This is a genomic window from Parafrankia elaeagni, assembly GCF_000374165.1.
Lineage (GTDB): Bacteria > Actinomycetota > Actinomycetes > Frankiales > Frankiaceae > Parafrankia > Parafrankia elaeagni.
Genome location: NZ_KB893718.1, coordinates 40,970 through 54,566 on the forward strand (window position 1 = coordinate 40,970; position 13,597 = coordinate 54,566).

Annotated in this window: 12 protein-coding genes; 6 read left to right on the forward strand and 6 right to left on the reverse strand. The window is 72.7% G+C overall.

Annotation, left to right across the window (positions count from 1 at the left end):
• Positions 1-58: 58 nt before the first annotated feature.
• Positions 59-1,465: an aminopeptidase P family protein gene (locus B207_RS0112430; protein WP_018636867.1), complete on the reverse strand. Its 1,407-nt coding sequence runs from the start codon at positions 1,463-1,465 to the stop codon at positions 59-61.
• Positions 1,466-1,869: 404 nt separating this feature from the next.
• On the opposite strand from B207_RS0112430, the gene B207_RS42830 reads away from it, so the two are divergent.
• From B207_RS42830 to B207_RS33665, 3 genes are all read left to right on the forward strand, one after another.
• Positions 1,870-2,013, forward strand: a complete 144-nt coding sequence (locus B207_RS42830; protein ID WP_407671412.1) for a CoA transferase — start codon at positions 1,870-1,872, stop codon at positions 2,011-2,013.
• A gap of 98 nt (positions 2,014-2,111) precedes the next feature.
• Positions 2,112-2,654: a CoA transferase gene (locus B207_RS41350; RefSeq protein ID WP_084692114.1), complete on the forward strand. Its 543-nt coding sequence runs from the start codon at positions 2,112-2,114 to the stop codon at positions 2,652-2,654.
• Between the two features lie 1,237 nt (positions 2,655-3,891).
• The gene (locus B207_RS33665; protein ID WP_018636870.1) at positions 3,892-5,100 is read left to right on the forward strand and encodes an LCP family protein; all 1,209 of its coding nucleotides are present in this window, start codon (positions 3,892-3,894) and stop codon (positions 5,098-5,100) included.
• A 56-nt stretch (positions 5,101-5,156) separates the two neighbouring features.
• On the opposite strand, the gene B207_RS0112450 is transcribed toward B207_RS33665, so the two are convergent.
• The 4 genes from B207_RS0112450 to ppgK all read right to left on the reverse strand — a co-directional run bounded on the left by B207_RS0112450 (position 5,157) and on the right by ppgK (position 10,346).
• Positions 5,157-6,233, reverse strand: a complete 1,077-nt coding sequence (locus B207_RS0112450; RefSeq protein ID WP_035740570.1) for a YihY/virulence factor BrkB family protein — start codon at positions 6,231-6,233, stop codon at positions 5,157-5,159.
• Between the two features lie 166 nt (positions 6,234-6,399).
• Positions 6,400-6,600: a DUF7455 domain-containing protein gene (locus B207_RS0112455; protein WP_018636871.1), complete on the reverse strand. Its 201-nt coding sequence runs from the start codon at positions 6,598-6,600 to the stop codon at positions 6,400-6,402.
• A 159-nt stretch (positions 6,601-6,759) separates the two neighbouring features.
• Positions 6,760-9,150 carry a septation protein SepH gene (gene sepH, locus B207_RS0112460; protein WP_026310989.1) on the reverse strand — a complete coding sequence of 797 codons (2,391 nt, stop codon included), beginning with the start codon at positions 9,148-9,150 and terminating at the stop codon, positions 6,760-6,762.
• A 368-nt stretch (positions 9,151-9,518) separates the two neighbouring features.
• On the reverse strand, positions 9,519-10,346 hold the full coding sequence (gene ppgK / locus B207_RS0112465) for a polyphosphate--glucose phosphotransferase (RefSeq protein ID WP_018636872.1): 828 nt from the start codon (positions 10,344-10,346) through the stop codon (positions 9,519-9,521).
• A gap of 294 nt (positions 10,347-10,640) precedes the next feature.
• On the opposite strand from ppgK, the gene moaA reads away from it, so the two are divergent.
• The 3 genes from moaA to B207_RS33670 all read left to right on the forward strand — a co-directional run bounded on the left by moaA (position 10,641) and on the right by B207_RS33670 (position 12,713).
• On the forward strand, positions 10,641-11,633 hold the full coding sequence (gene moaA / locus B207_RS0112470; RefSeq protein ID WP_018636873.1) for a GTP 3',8-cyclase MoaA: 993 nt from the start codon (positions 10,641-10,643) through the stop codon (positions 11,631-11,633).
• A gap of 11 nt (positions 11,634-11,644) precedes the next feature.
• Positions 11,645-12,319: a molybdenum cofactor guanylyltransferase gene (gene mobA / locus B207_RS0112475; RefSeq protein WP_018636874.1), complete on the forward strand. Its 675-nt coding sequence runs from the start codon at positions 11,645-11,647 to the stop codon at positions 12,317-12,319.
• Between the two features lie 94 nt (positions 12,320-12,413).
• Positions 12,414-12,713: a DUF6457 domain-containing protein gene (locus B207_RS33670; protein WP_018636875.1), complete on the forward strand. Its 300-nt coding sequence runs from the start codon at positions 12,414-12,416 to the stop codon at positions 12,711-12,713.
• A 102-nt stretch (positions 12,714-12,815) separates the two neighbouring features.
• Here B207_RS33670 and B207_RS0112485 read toward each other — a convergent pair whose 3' ends face one another.
• Entirely contained in the window at positions 12,816-13,250 is a 435-nt protein-coding gene (locus tag B207_RS0112485; protein WP_026310990.1) for a hypothetical protein, read from the reverse strand.
• Positions 13,251-13,597 lie beyond the last annotated feature (347 nt).

A 13,597-nucleotide genomic window follows, 5' to 3' on the forward strand; every position in this document is an offset into this window, starting at 1 on the left:
CCGTACTACGGCCGGGGGCGGTCAAATGGGCGGCCGGCTGGCTGGATCCCGCGCGGTTTCAGCACCTGCCGGCTTCGCCGGCCATCCATCTTTCGACCTCGTCGGCCGAACGTACGAGCCCGGCTGACATGTTGCGACTTCCGTCTGACGTGACCAGGATGTCATCCTCTATGCGGACGCCGATCCCGCGAAGCTCCGGCGGAACGGTGAGGTCGTCCGGCTGGAAGTAGAGGCCGGGCTCGACCGTCAGTACCATCCCCGCCTCCAGCGCGGCATCCCGGTATGTCTCATCGCGCGCCTGCGCGCAGTCGTGCACATCCAGGCCGAGCATGTGTGACGTCGAGTGCAGCGTGTAGCGCCGGTGCAGCCCCGCCCCCGGGGCCTTCGGATCCTCGCTGAGAGACTCCTCCGGGGTGACCGGCAGCAGCCCCCAGTCATGCAGCGCCTGCGCGATCACGCGCATTGCCGCGCGGTGTGGGTCGAGGAAGGTCGCGCCCGGCCGCACGGCGGCAATTCCCGCCTGTTGTGCCTGGTAGACGACGTCGTGGACCTGGCGCTGGAGCGGGCTGAAGCGTCCGCCGACGGGCAGCGTGCGCGTCAGGTCGGCCGTGTACAGCGAGCGCCCCTCGACACCCATGTCGAGGAGAGCCAGGTCACCGGGCCGGACAGGGCCGTCATCCCGCACCCAGTGCAGGGTCGTGGAGTGCGGCCCGCAGGCGACGATGGAGCCGTAGCCGACGTCGTTGCCGTCGACCCGGGCCCGCCGCCAGAACGTTCCTTCCAGCCACCGCTCGCCGTTGGGTAGAGCCGCCGCGCGCTCGAACTCGGTCATGCACTCGGTGAAACCGACAATGGTCGCGGCCACCGCCTCGTCGAGACGGGCGATCTCGAAATCGTCCTTGACCAGTCGGAGCTCCGACAGCGTCTGGGCGAACACGGCATCCCGGTCGTCGGACGAGGAGGTCGGAGCCCAGCGGCTCACCGCCCGGTCCACCCGGGCGTCCAGCCCGCGCAGCACTCTTGTCCGGGCCGGGGCGAGACGGGCGAGAGCTTCGGGTAGTTCCGGCAACGGCCGGCATTCGACGTCAAGCGCTGCTGTGGTCTCCCGCACCCCGGGACGCGGGCCGACCCACAGTTCGCCGTAACGGCGGTCCGTGTAGAACGCGGAGCTGGACCGGTCGGAACGATCGGCGAGATACAGGACGGCGTCGTGATCGCCGGCGGCGTTGGGATGCAGGATCAGGACAGCGTCCGGTTCGTGACATCCAGTGAGCCAGAAGAAGTCACTGCCCGGGCGAAACGGGTAATCGGTGTCGTTCGCCCGGACGTGGATCCCGCCGCTGGGCACAACGAGTGTGTCCGCGGGGAATCTGGTGGCGAGAAGCGAGCGCCGTTTGGTGGTGTAGGGAGCGCACTCGTCACGCGGCGCGACCGTCTCATCCACCGGAGCCCAGCCGCTCGCCATGAAACGCCGGAAGGCGGCGTGTGGCTGCTCGTCGTGATTGGCCTGGCGGACCCTGTCCGGTTCGTCCGTTCCTTGTTCGGCTGTCGTCGGTCGGTTTTCCGGTGGAGCCCCGGCCTGCCCGGCGACCGCGGAGGCCTCCGCCGGCGGCGTTGCCTGTTCCGCTTCCGTGCCGGGCGAAGTGAGAGAGCTCCGGTGTGCGGTGTCCTCGCTCCCGCCGCCCGGGGATGAGGCCGGGGCGGGGTGTGAAGGTGGTGTTTGGTGGGACTGGGCGCTCATACCGTTAACGGTAGGCCGCCCACGCCCTGGTCGGGTAGCGTCGTTCGTCGTGGCGAGCGCTCGGGCCGATGCCGGGCCTTCTCGCGGTTGATCTCGCCCGGGTTTTGGCCGGCCCGTTCGCGATGATGATGTGTGCCGATCTCGGGGCCCGGGTCATCAAGGTCGAACGTCCGGGGCGCGGTGACGACTCGCGTACCTGCGGTCCGTTCATCGACGGGCGATCGATGTACTTCGCTCGGGTCAACCGGGGCAGGCAATCCATCGTTCGTTGATCTCCGAGACGCGACGGAACGTGACCTTCTGTTGCGGATCGTCGATCGGGTGGATGTTCTGGTGGAGAACTATCGGCCGGGGGTGATGGAGCGGGCCTGTGCTCGGCACGGATCCGCTCGCGGCGCGCAATCCCCGTCTCATTTTCGTGAGCATCTCCGGCTCCGGGCAAACCGGGCCGTGGCGGGAGTGCCCGGCATACGACACCGTTGCGCAAGTCGCGTCGGGTATGGTGTCCATCACGGGTCGTCCGGGTGAGGACCCCTTCAAACCGGTGTTACGATCGCGGATCTCGCCGCCGGCTCCACGTTTTCGGGGCCACCGGTGCGGCGCTCCACACGGCCGGGGAACCATGGGCCGCGGAACTCATCTTGATATTGCCATGTTCGGCGCTGCGGTCTCCCTGCTCGAAGGGGCCGCGGTGGCATATCCGGCGATCGGCGCCACCCCGCCCCGGACCGGAAACGCACACTACTCCATCGCGCCGTTTGAGATGTTCGCCTGCGCTGCCGGCAGCATCGTGATCCGCGCCGCCAACGACGACCTGTTCGCCCGCCTCTGTACGGTGATCGACCGGCTGGATCCGGTGGTGGATCCGCGCCTGCGCGCCAACAGCGGTCGGCCGAAGGGCGGGCGGAGTTGAAAACCGAGATCGAGCCGGAGCCGCGCCGCCGGGGCTGGCGACTGGCTCAAGATACTCCAGGAGACGGGGCTGCCCAGCGGGCCATCAATGAGGTCGCCGGGCGATCGGCTCACCCGACGAGCGCCCGCCGGATGGCGATCGAGGTCGGCGGCCTTCCTCTTCCCCGGTAATCCCGTCAAGGCTTCGGGGTATTCGGATCCGGTTGAACGCCCCGCCGTACCGGCCCTCGCTGCGGACGGCTCGGTGATCCGGACGGACTTCGCGGCACCCGCGACCGGCAGTGCCCCGCCCCGCGGGGACAGGCCGGGACAGCCGGGGCGTCGTGAGGGCGGGGAGAGCCGTGATGGCTGGGACGGTCGTGTCAGCCTGGGCAGGTGCCGGGCAGATCGCGCGTAGCGGGGGCTGTCGGATACCGAGCAGCGTCGGTAACGCGTGACCGGGATACCGGTACAACGGAGGATGCCGACAGAACACAGGTAGAACAGTCATGTGCGGTCAGTGCGGTCCGCGGAGCCGGGCAGGTGCCGGTTCGCGGTCTGCACGGCGGCAACAGTGGGTATCGGGTGACCATAGTGGGTATCGAGCGACACCGGCACCGGTCAGCCTGGTGCGGAGGTCGGACGAACCCGGCGGTACACCGGCTGCCTGCGGGCGGTACGGGAGCTCGTCGGGTCCGGGCGGGGCGACGATCTTCGCTCCGGCAGGTGAATGAGGGGACGTGGCCGTGAGCTGGCCTCCGAACGATGGCAATCCGGACGGTGGGGATGCGCGTGACCGCCGCCGGAGGCCACCCGGCGCGGGCGCGGGCCGGTCGGCTTCCCCCGACCCCCGGGCGCCCCGGGCCGGTTCTCCGAGACCTCCCGCCGGCGGTGAGAACTGGCCGGCCGGCGGGTGGCCCCGCCGTGAGCCCCGACCGGTTCCGCCGGCGGTTCCGCCGACCAGACGACTGCCACCGGCCACCCCGCCCGCCGGCCCCGGGTCACGCCAGCCTGGGTCACGCCAGCCCGGTTCGCAGCAGCCGGGAGCAGGGTGGCCGCCGCCTCCCGGACCGGGCGGTGGCCGGCCCGAGCGTTCGCACCCCCGCCCGGGTGACCGTGGCGGCGCGGCGCCGGCCGGGCCGTACGGCCGGTACGACCCGAACAGCCCCCGCGACCCGTATGACCCGTACGGCCCGTCTGCGGACGAGCCTGTCGACGAACCGCGGCGGCCGGTCAGCGGCGCACGCCGTGCCATCCTGGTGTGCGCGGCTCTGGTCTCCGTCGCGGTGCTGGCGGTCGCGACGAGCGGTTGGGCCGTTCTGCGCCACTATGACGGCAAGGTCGGCCATGTGAACCTGTCGTTCTCGGATGCCGCTGCCCGACCCGACTCGGCCGGGGGTGGGACCCAGAACATCCTGCTCGTCGGGTCCGACACCCGGGCGGGCACCGAGGGGGAGTTCGGGCAGACCGAGGGCCAGCGCTCGGACACGACGATCCTGGCGCATCTCGACTCCGACGGCTCCACGACGCTGGTGTCGTTCCCGCGGGACCTGTGGGTCGAGATCCCGGCCTACGCCGACTCCGACGGCACGGAGCACGGCCCGCAGAAGTCCAAGCTCAACGCGGCGTTCGCGTACGGTGGCCCGTCACTGCTGATCCGGACGATCGAGACGCTCACCAACATCAGGATCGACCACTACCTGCAGATCGACTTCGTGGGCTTCCAGGCGATGACCGATGCGCTCGGTGGCGTGACGGTCTGCGTCAAGGAGCTTCCGCCCGAACTGAAGTCGCGCGGCCTCGACAACCTCAACGACAGGTACTCCGGCTGGCACGGCCAGGTCGGCGACAACACCCTCGACGGCACCCAGGCGCTGGCCTTCGTCCGCCAGCGCTACGGTCTGCCGGAGGGGGACATCGACCGCATCCGCCGGCAGCAGCAGTTCCTCGGTGTGGTCTTCCGCTCCATCGCCTCGACCGGCACCCTGCTCAACCCCGGGAAACTGATCGACGTCGTCGACGCGGCCACCTCGGCGCTGACACTCGACGAGAACACATCCCTGGCCGACCTGCGCCTGCTGGCCGTGCGGATGCAGGGCATCAGCAGCGGCGGGGTCGCCTTCGAGACGATCCCCGCGACGCCGTCGACGGTCGGCGAGCAGTCGGTGCTGCTCGCCAGTCCAGAAGAGCTGGGAGCGCTGCTGAACCGGCTCGGTGGGTCCGTTCCACAGAGTGCCGGCGCGACCGCCCTCGTTCCGGCGGGCTCGGTGGCGCCCGCGCACCTCGCCGTTCCGGCGGGCTCTGCTCCGGCGGGCGCTGTTCCGGCGGGCGCTGTGGTGCCGGCGAACCAGACGTCGCGGGAGCGGGCGGTGTCCGCTCGGTCGGTGCAGACCCAGGGCCAGCCGGTGCAGGCCCAGGATGCGCCGGCCCAGGGCGCGCCGGCCGAGGGCGTTGGCTGCACGTACTGAGCGGCGCGGTGGCCGGCGCCCGCGCCGCGAGGTCCGTCCAGCACACCCGCCGGGGATCAGCGGGTGTGCTGCCGGTGCTCGCCGCGGTGGCGTCGGCGCGGCGGGCGCTCGTCCAGCGCGGCGTTGAGCTCGGCGCCCAGCAGGACCGCCAGCGCGGTGATGTAGAAGAAGAGCAGGGCGGCGACCGGCGCGGCGAGCGATCCGTAGACGAGCTCGTTGCTGAAGACCAGCTCCAGGTACATGCGGAGCAGATAGCTGCCGACGAGCCACAGACACAGGGCCAGCCCTGCGCCGGGCAGTGCCCGCCGCCACGGGCGGCGCTGTGGCAGCGCCAGGTTGTACAGCGCCGTCAGCATCGCCAGCGAGACCACGCCGACCACCGGCCAGAAGAGGTCCTTCAGCAGCTCGTCCACGATCGGGTGGCGGCCGGAGTCGAGCAGGTCGGAGAGAATGCCCGGCCCGAGCACCAGCGCGGGCAGCAGGATGACACCGGTCGCGACCTGGGCGAGGAACAGAGCGAGGGCGAGGAGTCGGCTGCGCACCGCGGAACGCAGCTCCCGCTGGCCGTACGCGATCGTGATCGTGTTGACGAACGTCGCCATCGCGGCGGATCCCGTCCACAGTGACAGCAGGAAGCCGATGGAGATGACATCCGGCCGGCCGCGGGAGAGGATCTCGTCAATCGTCGGCCGCACCGTGTCGTCGACCACCGACTCCGTGAGCAGGTTGTCGGCGGCGCCGAGGATGGTCTGGCGGACGTTGTCCAGGGCGTCACCGCCCAGGGCGTCACCGACGTAGCCGATGGTGCCGAGCAGCGCGAGCAGCAGCGGCGGCATCGACAGCAGCTGCCAGAAGCCGGCTTCGGCGGCGAGCCCGAGCACCCGGTGCCGCCAGGCGTTGGAGACGGTCGCCCGGGCCAGGCGCAGAGCGCTCCAGGGGATCCAGGAACGGGGCCGCAGCAGCCGGCGGGCGAGATCTCGCGGGGCCTCACCGCGAAGGGGGCCGCCGGGGCCGAAGAAGACGCGGAACCCGACAAGGGCCCGCCCCGCGCGCCGGGCTGCCCCGCGTGCGGGGCCTGGGCCACTCCCGGGGGGTGCCAGGGCAGGCGCCGGCTCGTTCCCCGTGGTGGACACGTGCCCACCGTATGACTACCCACCCAGGTGGGCGGTCAGCGCACCCTTCGGTCAGATCCGTGTGGTCGATGTGGGTATCGGCCCGGCCTGGCGGCCACGACGCCAGGCCGGACACGAGTCGAGGGCATGCCATGCGTCCATGGCATGCCCTCGGTAGCAGGATGTGTCAGGAGACACTCAGCTTTTCGGTCTCGTCGTGGTACTCGACTGCCACCGAACGGAGCTTGGAGTCGTACGACTTCGCGTGGTGGCGGCAGAACAGCAGGTCTCCGCCGCCAGGCAGAACGACTCGGACGTACGCCTGTGCGCCGCACCTGTCGCAACGGTCGAGGTTGGTCAGCGTCGGCTTCGTGGTAGTCCCTGTCACACCTTCTCCAACTGTGTTGAGCGGCCAGACGTTCCGCCTGACCATGTGACGGTTTACTCACAGCCGGCTCTCTCGGCGTCGTTGCATCCAGAGCGGCCCCCGCCCCCCGGTTCCACCCGGGGGTGGAGCGGTGACGGGTCTCGTGCTCAGGTCCGCCGGTCAGGGCCGGCGAGCGCCGAACACGATGTCATCCCATGCTGGCACCGACTTGCGCCCGCGTCGACCGCCTGTGGGACGTTCGCCTCCACGAGCTGTCCCGTTCTGGCGCCCACGATTACCCGTTGTCGCCGCCTGGTTGCCCCGCGTTGACTTTGTGGCCGTTTCCGTTGCCTCGTCCGCCGGATCTGTGGCAGTGCTCTCATCTGCGGCGTCCGAGGTGGGAGCCGTCGCCGGGGCTGGGCCACCGGTCGCGGCACCGTGGACTGCGGGGCCGTCGGCCACGGCGGCGGCGGTGCCGGCGGTGCCGGCGGCGTTCTCGCCCGGGGTGGTCCCTGCCAGGTGCTCGGTGCCGCTCGGATCCGCTCCCGCGGCAGCCGGCGCGGACCCGGCGGCGCCGGGTGGCGCGGGCGAGTCGGTGGCGCGGGCGACCGCGGCGCCGCCGCCAGCCGCCCCCGCTCCGCCCGGTACCCGTGCGGCGCCGGTACCGGGGCGCCCCGGCGCCGACGCCGCCGTGCGCGCGGGGGTGCTACGGCTCCCAGCGGCACGGCGTGGCCCGCCGGCCGCGGTGGCTGACCGGCGTGGCGCGGTCTGCAGCGGTGCGGTCTGCAGCGGTGTTACGGACGTCTCCGCCGCTGTCGTCCCCTCTTCGGTGCCCGTCGGCCCGGCGGCCGTGACAGGGCCCGGAGAGTCGGTCGGGGTCTCGTCCCAGCCGTCCTCGGCGGGTGACATCCCGGTCAGATCCTCGGTGGCCTCCGTGCCCGTGCCCGTGCCGTTGATGCCGGCCGTCTCCGGCGCGACGTCCGAGAGCGAGGCCGGGCTGGGGCCGGCGCCGAGGAGATTCACCTCGTCGATCGGCTTCGACCCGGTGTAGGGGACCTGAGCCGCAGTGGGCACTGCCTCGTCGCGGGCGGCGGCGAAGTCGGGGGCGAGGGCACGGCGGCCGGCCGGCACCGAGGCGGAGGGGTGGCCCTCGCCGCCGTGGTCGGCCGTGCCGTGGTCGGGCGTGCCGTGGTCCGGCGGAGGCACCGCCCGGTCGCGGGTGGCGAACCTGCCAGCGGGCGGTGCGGCGCGCCGGCCGCCCGCGGGCCGGGCCGGCGTTCCCGGCGCCGTTCCCTGCCATGGGGTCGGGGCCGCCCGGCGGGCCGCGGACACCGGACGGGACGGGGCGGCCGGGTAGGCATCCTGGGACGACGCGATCCGGGTGGGCCCGGTGTGCTCCGATGAGTGGGACCGGCCCGCCCCGTGGAGACCCGTACCCCGACCGGCGGCGTCGTACCCGGCCGGCTCGTACCCCTCGGCGTTGTCGTGGCCGGCGTTGTCGTGGCCGGAAGCTTCGTACCCGGCGGTTTCGGTGGCTCCGGCGTCGCCGTACCCGCCCGCCCCATGCGCAGCGGCCTCGTAGCCGGTGGGCTCGTACCCGGTGCCGCCGTAGGCCACGCCGCCGTGGCCGGCGGACTGGTGCCCGGCGGACTGGTGCCCGGCGTCATTACCCGCGCTGTCGACTCCAGCCGGCTTGTGGGCGGCGGCGGCGGTGGTGGTGGCCTGCGGGCCAGCCACGGGGGCCGGCCCGGCGGCGTCCGCCTGGCCGTACCCGGCCGGATCCGGCGCGCCGTGGCCGGCCGGCAGGTAGCCGGCAGCGTTCACCGCGGCCGCGGTGGGAAACGCGGTGGGCACGGCGGTCGGAGCAGCCGGCTCCTGCGGCTGGAAGGATCCACCGGCCCCGTGGGTGCTGCTCGGGTAGGCCGGGGGGGCGCCCTGGTCGTGCACGAGGGTGAGCGCCGGTGCGGAGGCACGGCCGGGACCCTGCGGCTGTGCCGGTGGCAGCTCGACGGACTCGGGGGCGACCAGCGCCCGAGCGGCGTCGTCGTGAGGGCGCACGCGGCGGACCACCGGGTCCCACGTCCAGCGGGCGCAGCGGCTGTCCGAGGTGAGCTGGACCAGCCAGATCCCGTCCACCCGCCGCCAGGCGTCCCACTGGGCGGCGATCGGATCGTCCTGGACACTGAGCAGGCGCGCGTCGACGACCTCGCCGAGGGGCCGGCCCGGTATGCCGCCGGGGTCCTTCGGGAGCAGCGCGGCGCGGGCCTCCTGGACCACCCTGGCGCGCTCGGCGAGGACGGGCCCCTCGTAGCGCTCGACCCGCTCCACGGGGATGCCCGCGGCTCGCGCGACGTCCGCGGCGGTCTCGCCGGCCCGAAGCCGGGCCTGGATCTCGCGGGGGGTCAGCGCGCTTTCCGCGCGTACTTCACTACGTCGGGCCCCGCGCAGAGCGGCCCTCAGCCGATCGTCAACGGCGACCCGGAACTGTTCCGCATCGGCACGCCCGGCTGCGTCGGCGAGTACGAGATAGCCGCCGTCCTCGCTGAGTGCGACCGCCCGCAGCTCGCGCATGGCGCCTTCTCCTCCCGTCGATCTCCTGCCGTGGGGCCCGGCGCGGTGACACACCGTGCCGACACCCATACGGGGCCGGGCATCCGGCCTGCCCCGCGGGACACCCTGAGGGCACGCCGACGTGCGGCGTGCACGCCAAACCGCCTCGCCGCCATGCCCGGTAGGTGACAGCCTGCCATCGATGGCGCCAGACGGTCGCATTGCGGCCGACGACACGCACAGTCTGACTCGCGTCGAAGGTTCTGGACACGTCGGGGGCTGGTCCCGGACGTCGATGTGACGTATCACCACCGGACGGACCACCCATGTGGATGGCCCGTCCGGGGGATGCCCGCAGGACGGGCGGACGATTCGCCAGCCCGTCGTGCTCAGGGACGCCGGCCCCCCGGCGGCCGGGTGGCCGGGCCTCGCCGGCGGGCCGGTCGCGGGGCAGGCCGCGGGCGGATCTGCTCACCGGCGGCGAACATGGCCGCCCCGACGATGCCCGCCTCGTTCTGCAGCTGCGCCGGGACGACCTTCGTCCGGAGCTCCAGATGGTCGAAGAAGCGGTCCGCCTTCTTGCTCGCCCCACCGCCGACGATGATCAGGTCAGGCCACAGCAGCGCCTCCAGCGCGCCCAGGTAGCGGTTGACCCGTTTGGCCCACTTCTCCCAGGAGAGGTCCTCGCGCTCCCGAGCGGCGTCGGACGTCTTCGTCTCCGCGTCGTGGCCGTGAATCTCCAGGTGCCCCAGCTCCGTGTTCGGGATCAGCTGGCCGTGCAGGAACAACGCGGTGCCGATACCGGTGCCGAAGGTGGTCATCACGACAAGGCCGGCGGTGTCGCGGCCGGCACCGAAGGCCATCTCGGCGATCCCCGCGGCGTCCGCGTCGTTGACGACCGCGACCTCCGTGCCGCCGAGCGCCGGGCCGAGTGCCCCGCCGAGCACCGCGGACACGTCGCTGCCGACCCAGCTCTCGTCGACGTTCGCGGCGGTGTGTGCCACCCCTGCCCTGATCACCGCGGGGAAGGTGGCGCCGACCGGGCCGGTCCACCCGAAGTGCTCGGCCACCTGCGCGACGGTCCGTGCGACGGCCTCGGGCTCCGCCGGCTGCGGCGTGGGGATGCGGAACCGGGGGGCGACCAGCGTTCCGTCCTCAGTGTCGACCGGGGCGCCCTTGATACCCGTCCCACCGATGTCGACCCCGAAGACCCGCATGTACCCCGTCCTCTCCCCAGTGTCTCGCTGTGCGCCGTGCCACGAGCGCCGTGCCACGGAGCGCCGTGTTCCGAAACGCCGGCGCCGGGCGGCCTCGCCGGGCCACGCCGACCTTGCCTTACCTGCTGTAGTTTCGCAGGCCGCCGGGACGTCGTGGCGATCGCGGGCGCTTTCGACGGTGCCGGACGTTCATAGCCACTGCGGACGATCGGGCCACCCGGGGCACGACCCCCGGCGTCGGGCGTGCCCGTCCAAACGCGTGTGCCCCGTCCGGGCGGCACCTAGTCTGGCCATATGCGGCTGACCGATTCCCACGGGCGAGTCGCGACCGACCTGAGGGTGTCGCTGACCGACCGGTGCAACCTCCGTTGCACCTACTGCATGCCCGCCCAGGGGCTCGACTGGCTGCCCACCGCGCGGATCCTCACCGACGACGAGGTCCTGCGCCTGGTCACGCTCGCGGTGACCAGGCTCGGGGTGACCGAGATCCGCCTCACCGGGGGTGAGCCGACCCTGCGGCCCAGCCTCGTCCACCTGGTGGAACGGATGGCGGCGCTGTCGCCGCGGCCCGAGATCTCGCTCACCACGAACGGCCTGCGGCTGAGTGACCTGGCGCCCCGGCTGGCCGCCGTGGGCCTGGACCGCGTCAACGTCTCGCTGGACACACTGCGCGCCGACCGCTTCGCCCGGATCACCCGCCGGGACCGGATCGAGGACGTCCTCGCCGGCATGGCCGCCGCGGTCGACGCCGGGCTCACCCCGGTGAAGGTCAACGCTGTCCTCGTCCGTGGCCTGAACGATGACGAGGCGGCGCCGCTGCTGCGCTTCTGCCTGGAGCACGGCTACGAGCTGAGGTTCATCGAGCAGATGCCGCTCGACGCCCAGCACGGCTGGCGCCGGGCCGAGATGGTCACGGCAGCTGAGATCATGGAGCTGCTGCGGGCCGAGTTCGGTCTGGAACCGGCTCGGGCCCAGTCGCGGGGGAGCGCACCGGCCGAGTTGTTCATGGTTGACGGCGGCCCGGGCACCGTCGGGGTGATCGGCTCGGTGTCCGCGCCGTTCTGCGCCGCCTGCGACCGGGTGCGGCTCACCGCGGACGGGCAGGTCCGCAACTGCCTGTTCGCGCGGGAGGAGTCGGATCTGCGGGGCCCGATGCGCGCCGGCGCCGACGACGACGAACTGGCCGTCCTGTGGGCCCGGGCCGTTGCGGGCAAGCGTGCCGGCCACGGCATCGACACACCCGGCTTCCGCCAGCCGGACCGCCCGATGTCGGCGATCGGCGGTTGAATCCACCGGGAGTGTCCGCGCGGCCCGGGGCCACCCGCACGGGCGGCGGTGGCGTTCCGTGGGACGCGATCGTGCTGGCTGGCGGCCTGGCCCGGAGGATGGGCGGCGCGGACAAGGCCACCCTCGAGGTGGACGGCGCCCGCCTGCTCGACCGCGTGCTCGGCGCGGTCGGCGCGGTCGGTTCGGTCGGTTCGGTCGGTTCGACCATCGTCGTCGGACCACCCCGGCCGCGGCCAGCTGGTTCCCGGCGGGTCAGGTGGGCCCGTGAGTACCCACCCGGCGGGGGCCCCGTCGCCGCCATTGCCGCGGGGCTGCGCCTGGTGGAGGCTCCGGTTGTCGTGGTCCTCGCCGTCGACCTGCCCTTTCTCGGCGCGGCCGAGATCCACCGCCTGCTCGACCGGCTCGACGTGCGCTCCGCTGCCGTCCCTGCCGTCCCTGCCGTCCCTGCGGTTCCTGCCCCTGCCGACGTCGCGGTGCTGAGTGATCCGTCCGGGCGGACGCAGTACCTGGCCGCTGCCTGGCGCACGATGGTGCTCCGGGCCGCGCTGCCGGCCCGTCCTGCCGGCTGTTCGGTGCGGTCGCTGCTGGCCGGCCGGCAGGTGCGCACGGTGCCGGCGGACGCCCGTGCCTGCCTGGACTGCGACGATCCCGAGGCGTTGGCCGCTGCCAGGGCCTGGCCGCGATGACGCCGCCCGCGTCGGGCGGCGACCGGCCGCGGACGGCGTCGATCAGCAGCCGAAGAACGGGCTCGGCAGGCACACAGCGGATGGAGGCAGGCTGGTGACAGGTGGCGACGAAGTCTCGCGGGCCCTCGACGGGTGGGTCGCCCGGGTGAGCGCCGCGCTCGGCCTGGAGCCCGGAAGCGTGGACGCCGCGCTCGTCCTCGACCTCACCCGGGATGTGGCGCACGGCGTCGCCAGGCCGGCGGCGCCGTTGACCGCGTTCCTGGTCGGGCTGGCGGCGGGCCGCGCCGGCGGGAGCGGGCCGGACGTGCACGCCGCGGTCGAGACGGTCCTGTCACTGCTCCCCGGCCCCGACGGCGGCACGGACACCGGGACGGGTAACGCCGCTCGGGCCTGACGGACAACGCAACCCGTGCTGTCCGCCTGTCCGCCTGTCGGCCTGTCTGTCCGCCCGCCTGTCGGCGACGACCGGGGGCGGCAGGCGGGCGTCAGTCGGGCGTCAGCGCATGCGGGCGGTGCCGGTCTCGTCCAGATAGCCACGCATGTCGATGGCCATCGTGTGGACGTCATCCGCCGCGGGCTCGTCCTCGTCGTCCTCGGCGTCGCGGCTGTAGCGGAACGCCAGTCGCGGAAGCATCTGCGTCGGCGCGTCGACGAGGCCCGGCGCTGCCTCGATCAGCCCGGACTCCCAGTCGAGCTCCTTGCCGCTCAGCGGACCGGACGGCAGGCTTTCCGCGGCCGGTGACTTCGTGACGATCACGAAGTCCAGCACGCCGAGAACGACGATCACTGCCAGGGCGGGGATGGCCGCGATCGGCCGCCACACGGTCAGGCCCACCATGACGAACACGGCGACGACGGTGAGGCCGCCGACGATATGCCTGCGCACCGGGGGCAGCGCGGGCACCTTCCGTCCACGCCGGTAATGCGCCATACCCGACAGTGTGCCCCCTCCGGGGTACCTGTCCAGAGCCGGGCACTTCTGTGCCCTGTTCCAGGCCTTGGACAGATCGGTATTCGCAGTCCTCGCCGGGCTCGGACGGAGACCGGGTGGTGACCGACTGGCGCCCTCACCCGGGGGCCCGCAGGGTGGAGACCGGTGCCGCACCCGCCAGGGAGGGGGCGGTCATGGCAGCGGAGGGTAATCGGCGGTCGCTCTTTCCGGTAAATCTTCTCCGACCTCACACCGGAATGAGCGACACTTGCAATGGGAAACACGAGATCCATCGCCGGTGTAGATCCATGGACCGGAGTCGCGTCATGGGCTCGACCTCGCGAGGC

Excerpts from the sequence above, each read along its gene's own strand:
- moaA (WP_018636873.1), top strand. The coding sequence starts at position 10,641 with ATGCGGCTGACCGATTCCCACGGGCGAGTCGCGACCGACCTGAGGGTG.
- sepH (WP_026310989.1), bottom strand. The coding sequence starts at position 9,150 with ATGCGCGAGCTGCGGGCGGTCGCACTCAGCGAGGACGGCGGCTATCTC.
- B207_RS42830 (WP_407671412.1), top strand. The coding sequence starts at position 1,870 with ATGTGTGCCGATCTCGGGGCCCGGGTCATCAAGGTCGAACGTCCGGGG.
- B207_RS0112430 (WP_018636867.1), bottom strand. The coding sequence starts at position 1,465 with ATGGCGAGCGGCTGGGCTCCGGTGGATGAGACGGTCGCGCCGCGTGAC.
- B207_RS0112485 (WP_026310990.1), bottom strand. The coding sequence starts at position 13,250 with ATGGCGCATTACCGGCGTGGACGGAAGGTGCCCGCGCTGCCCCCGGTG.
- ppgK (WP_018636872.1), bottom strand. The coding sequence starts at position 10,346 with ATGCGGGTCTTCGGGGTCGACATCGGTGGGACGGGTATCAAGGGCGCC.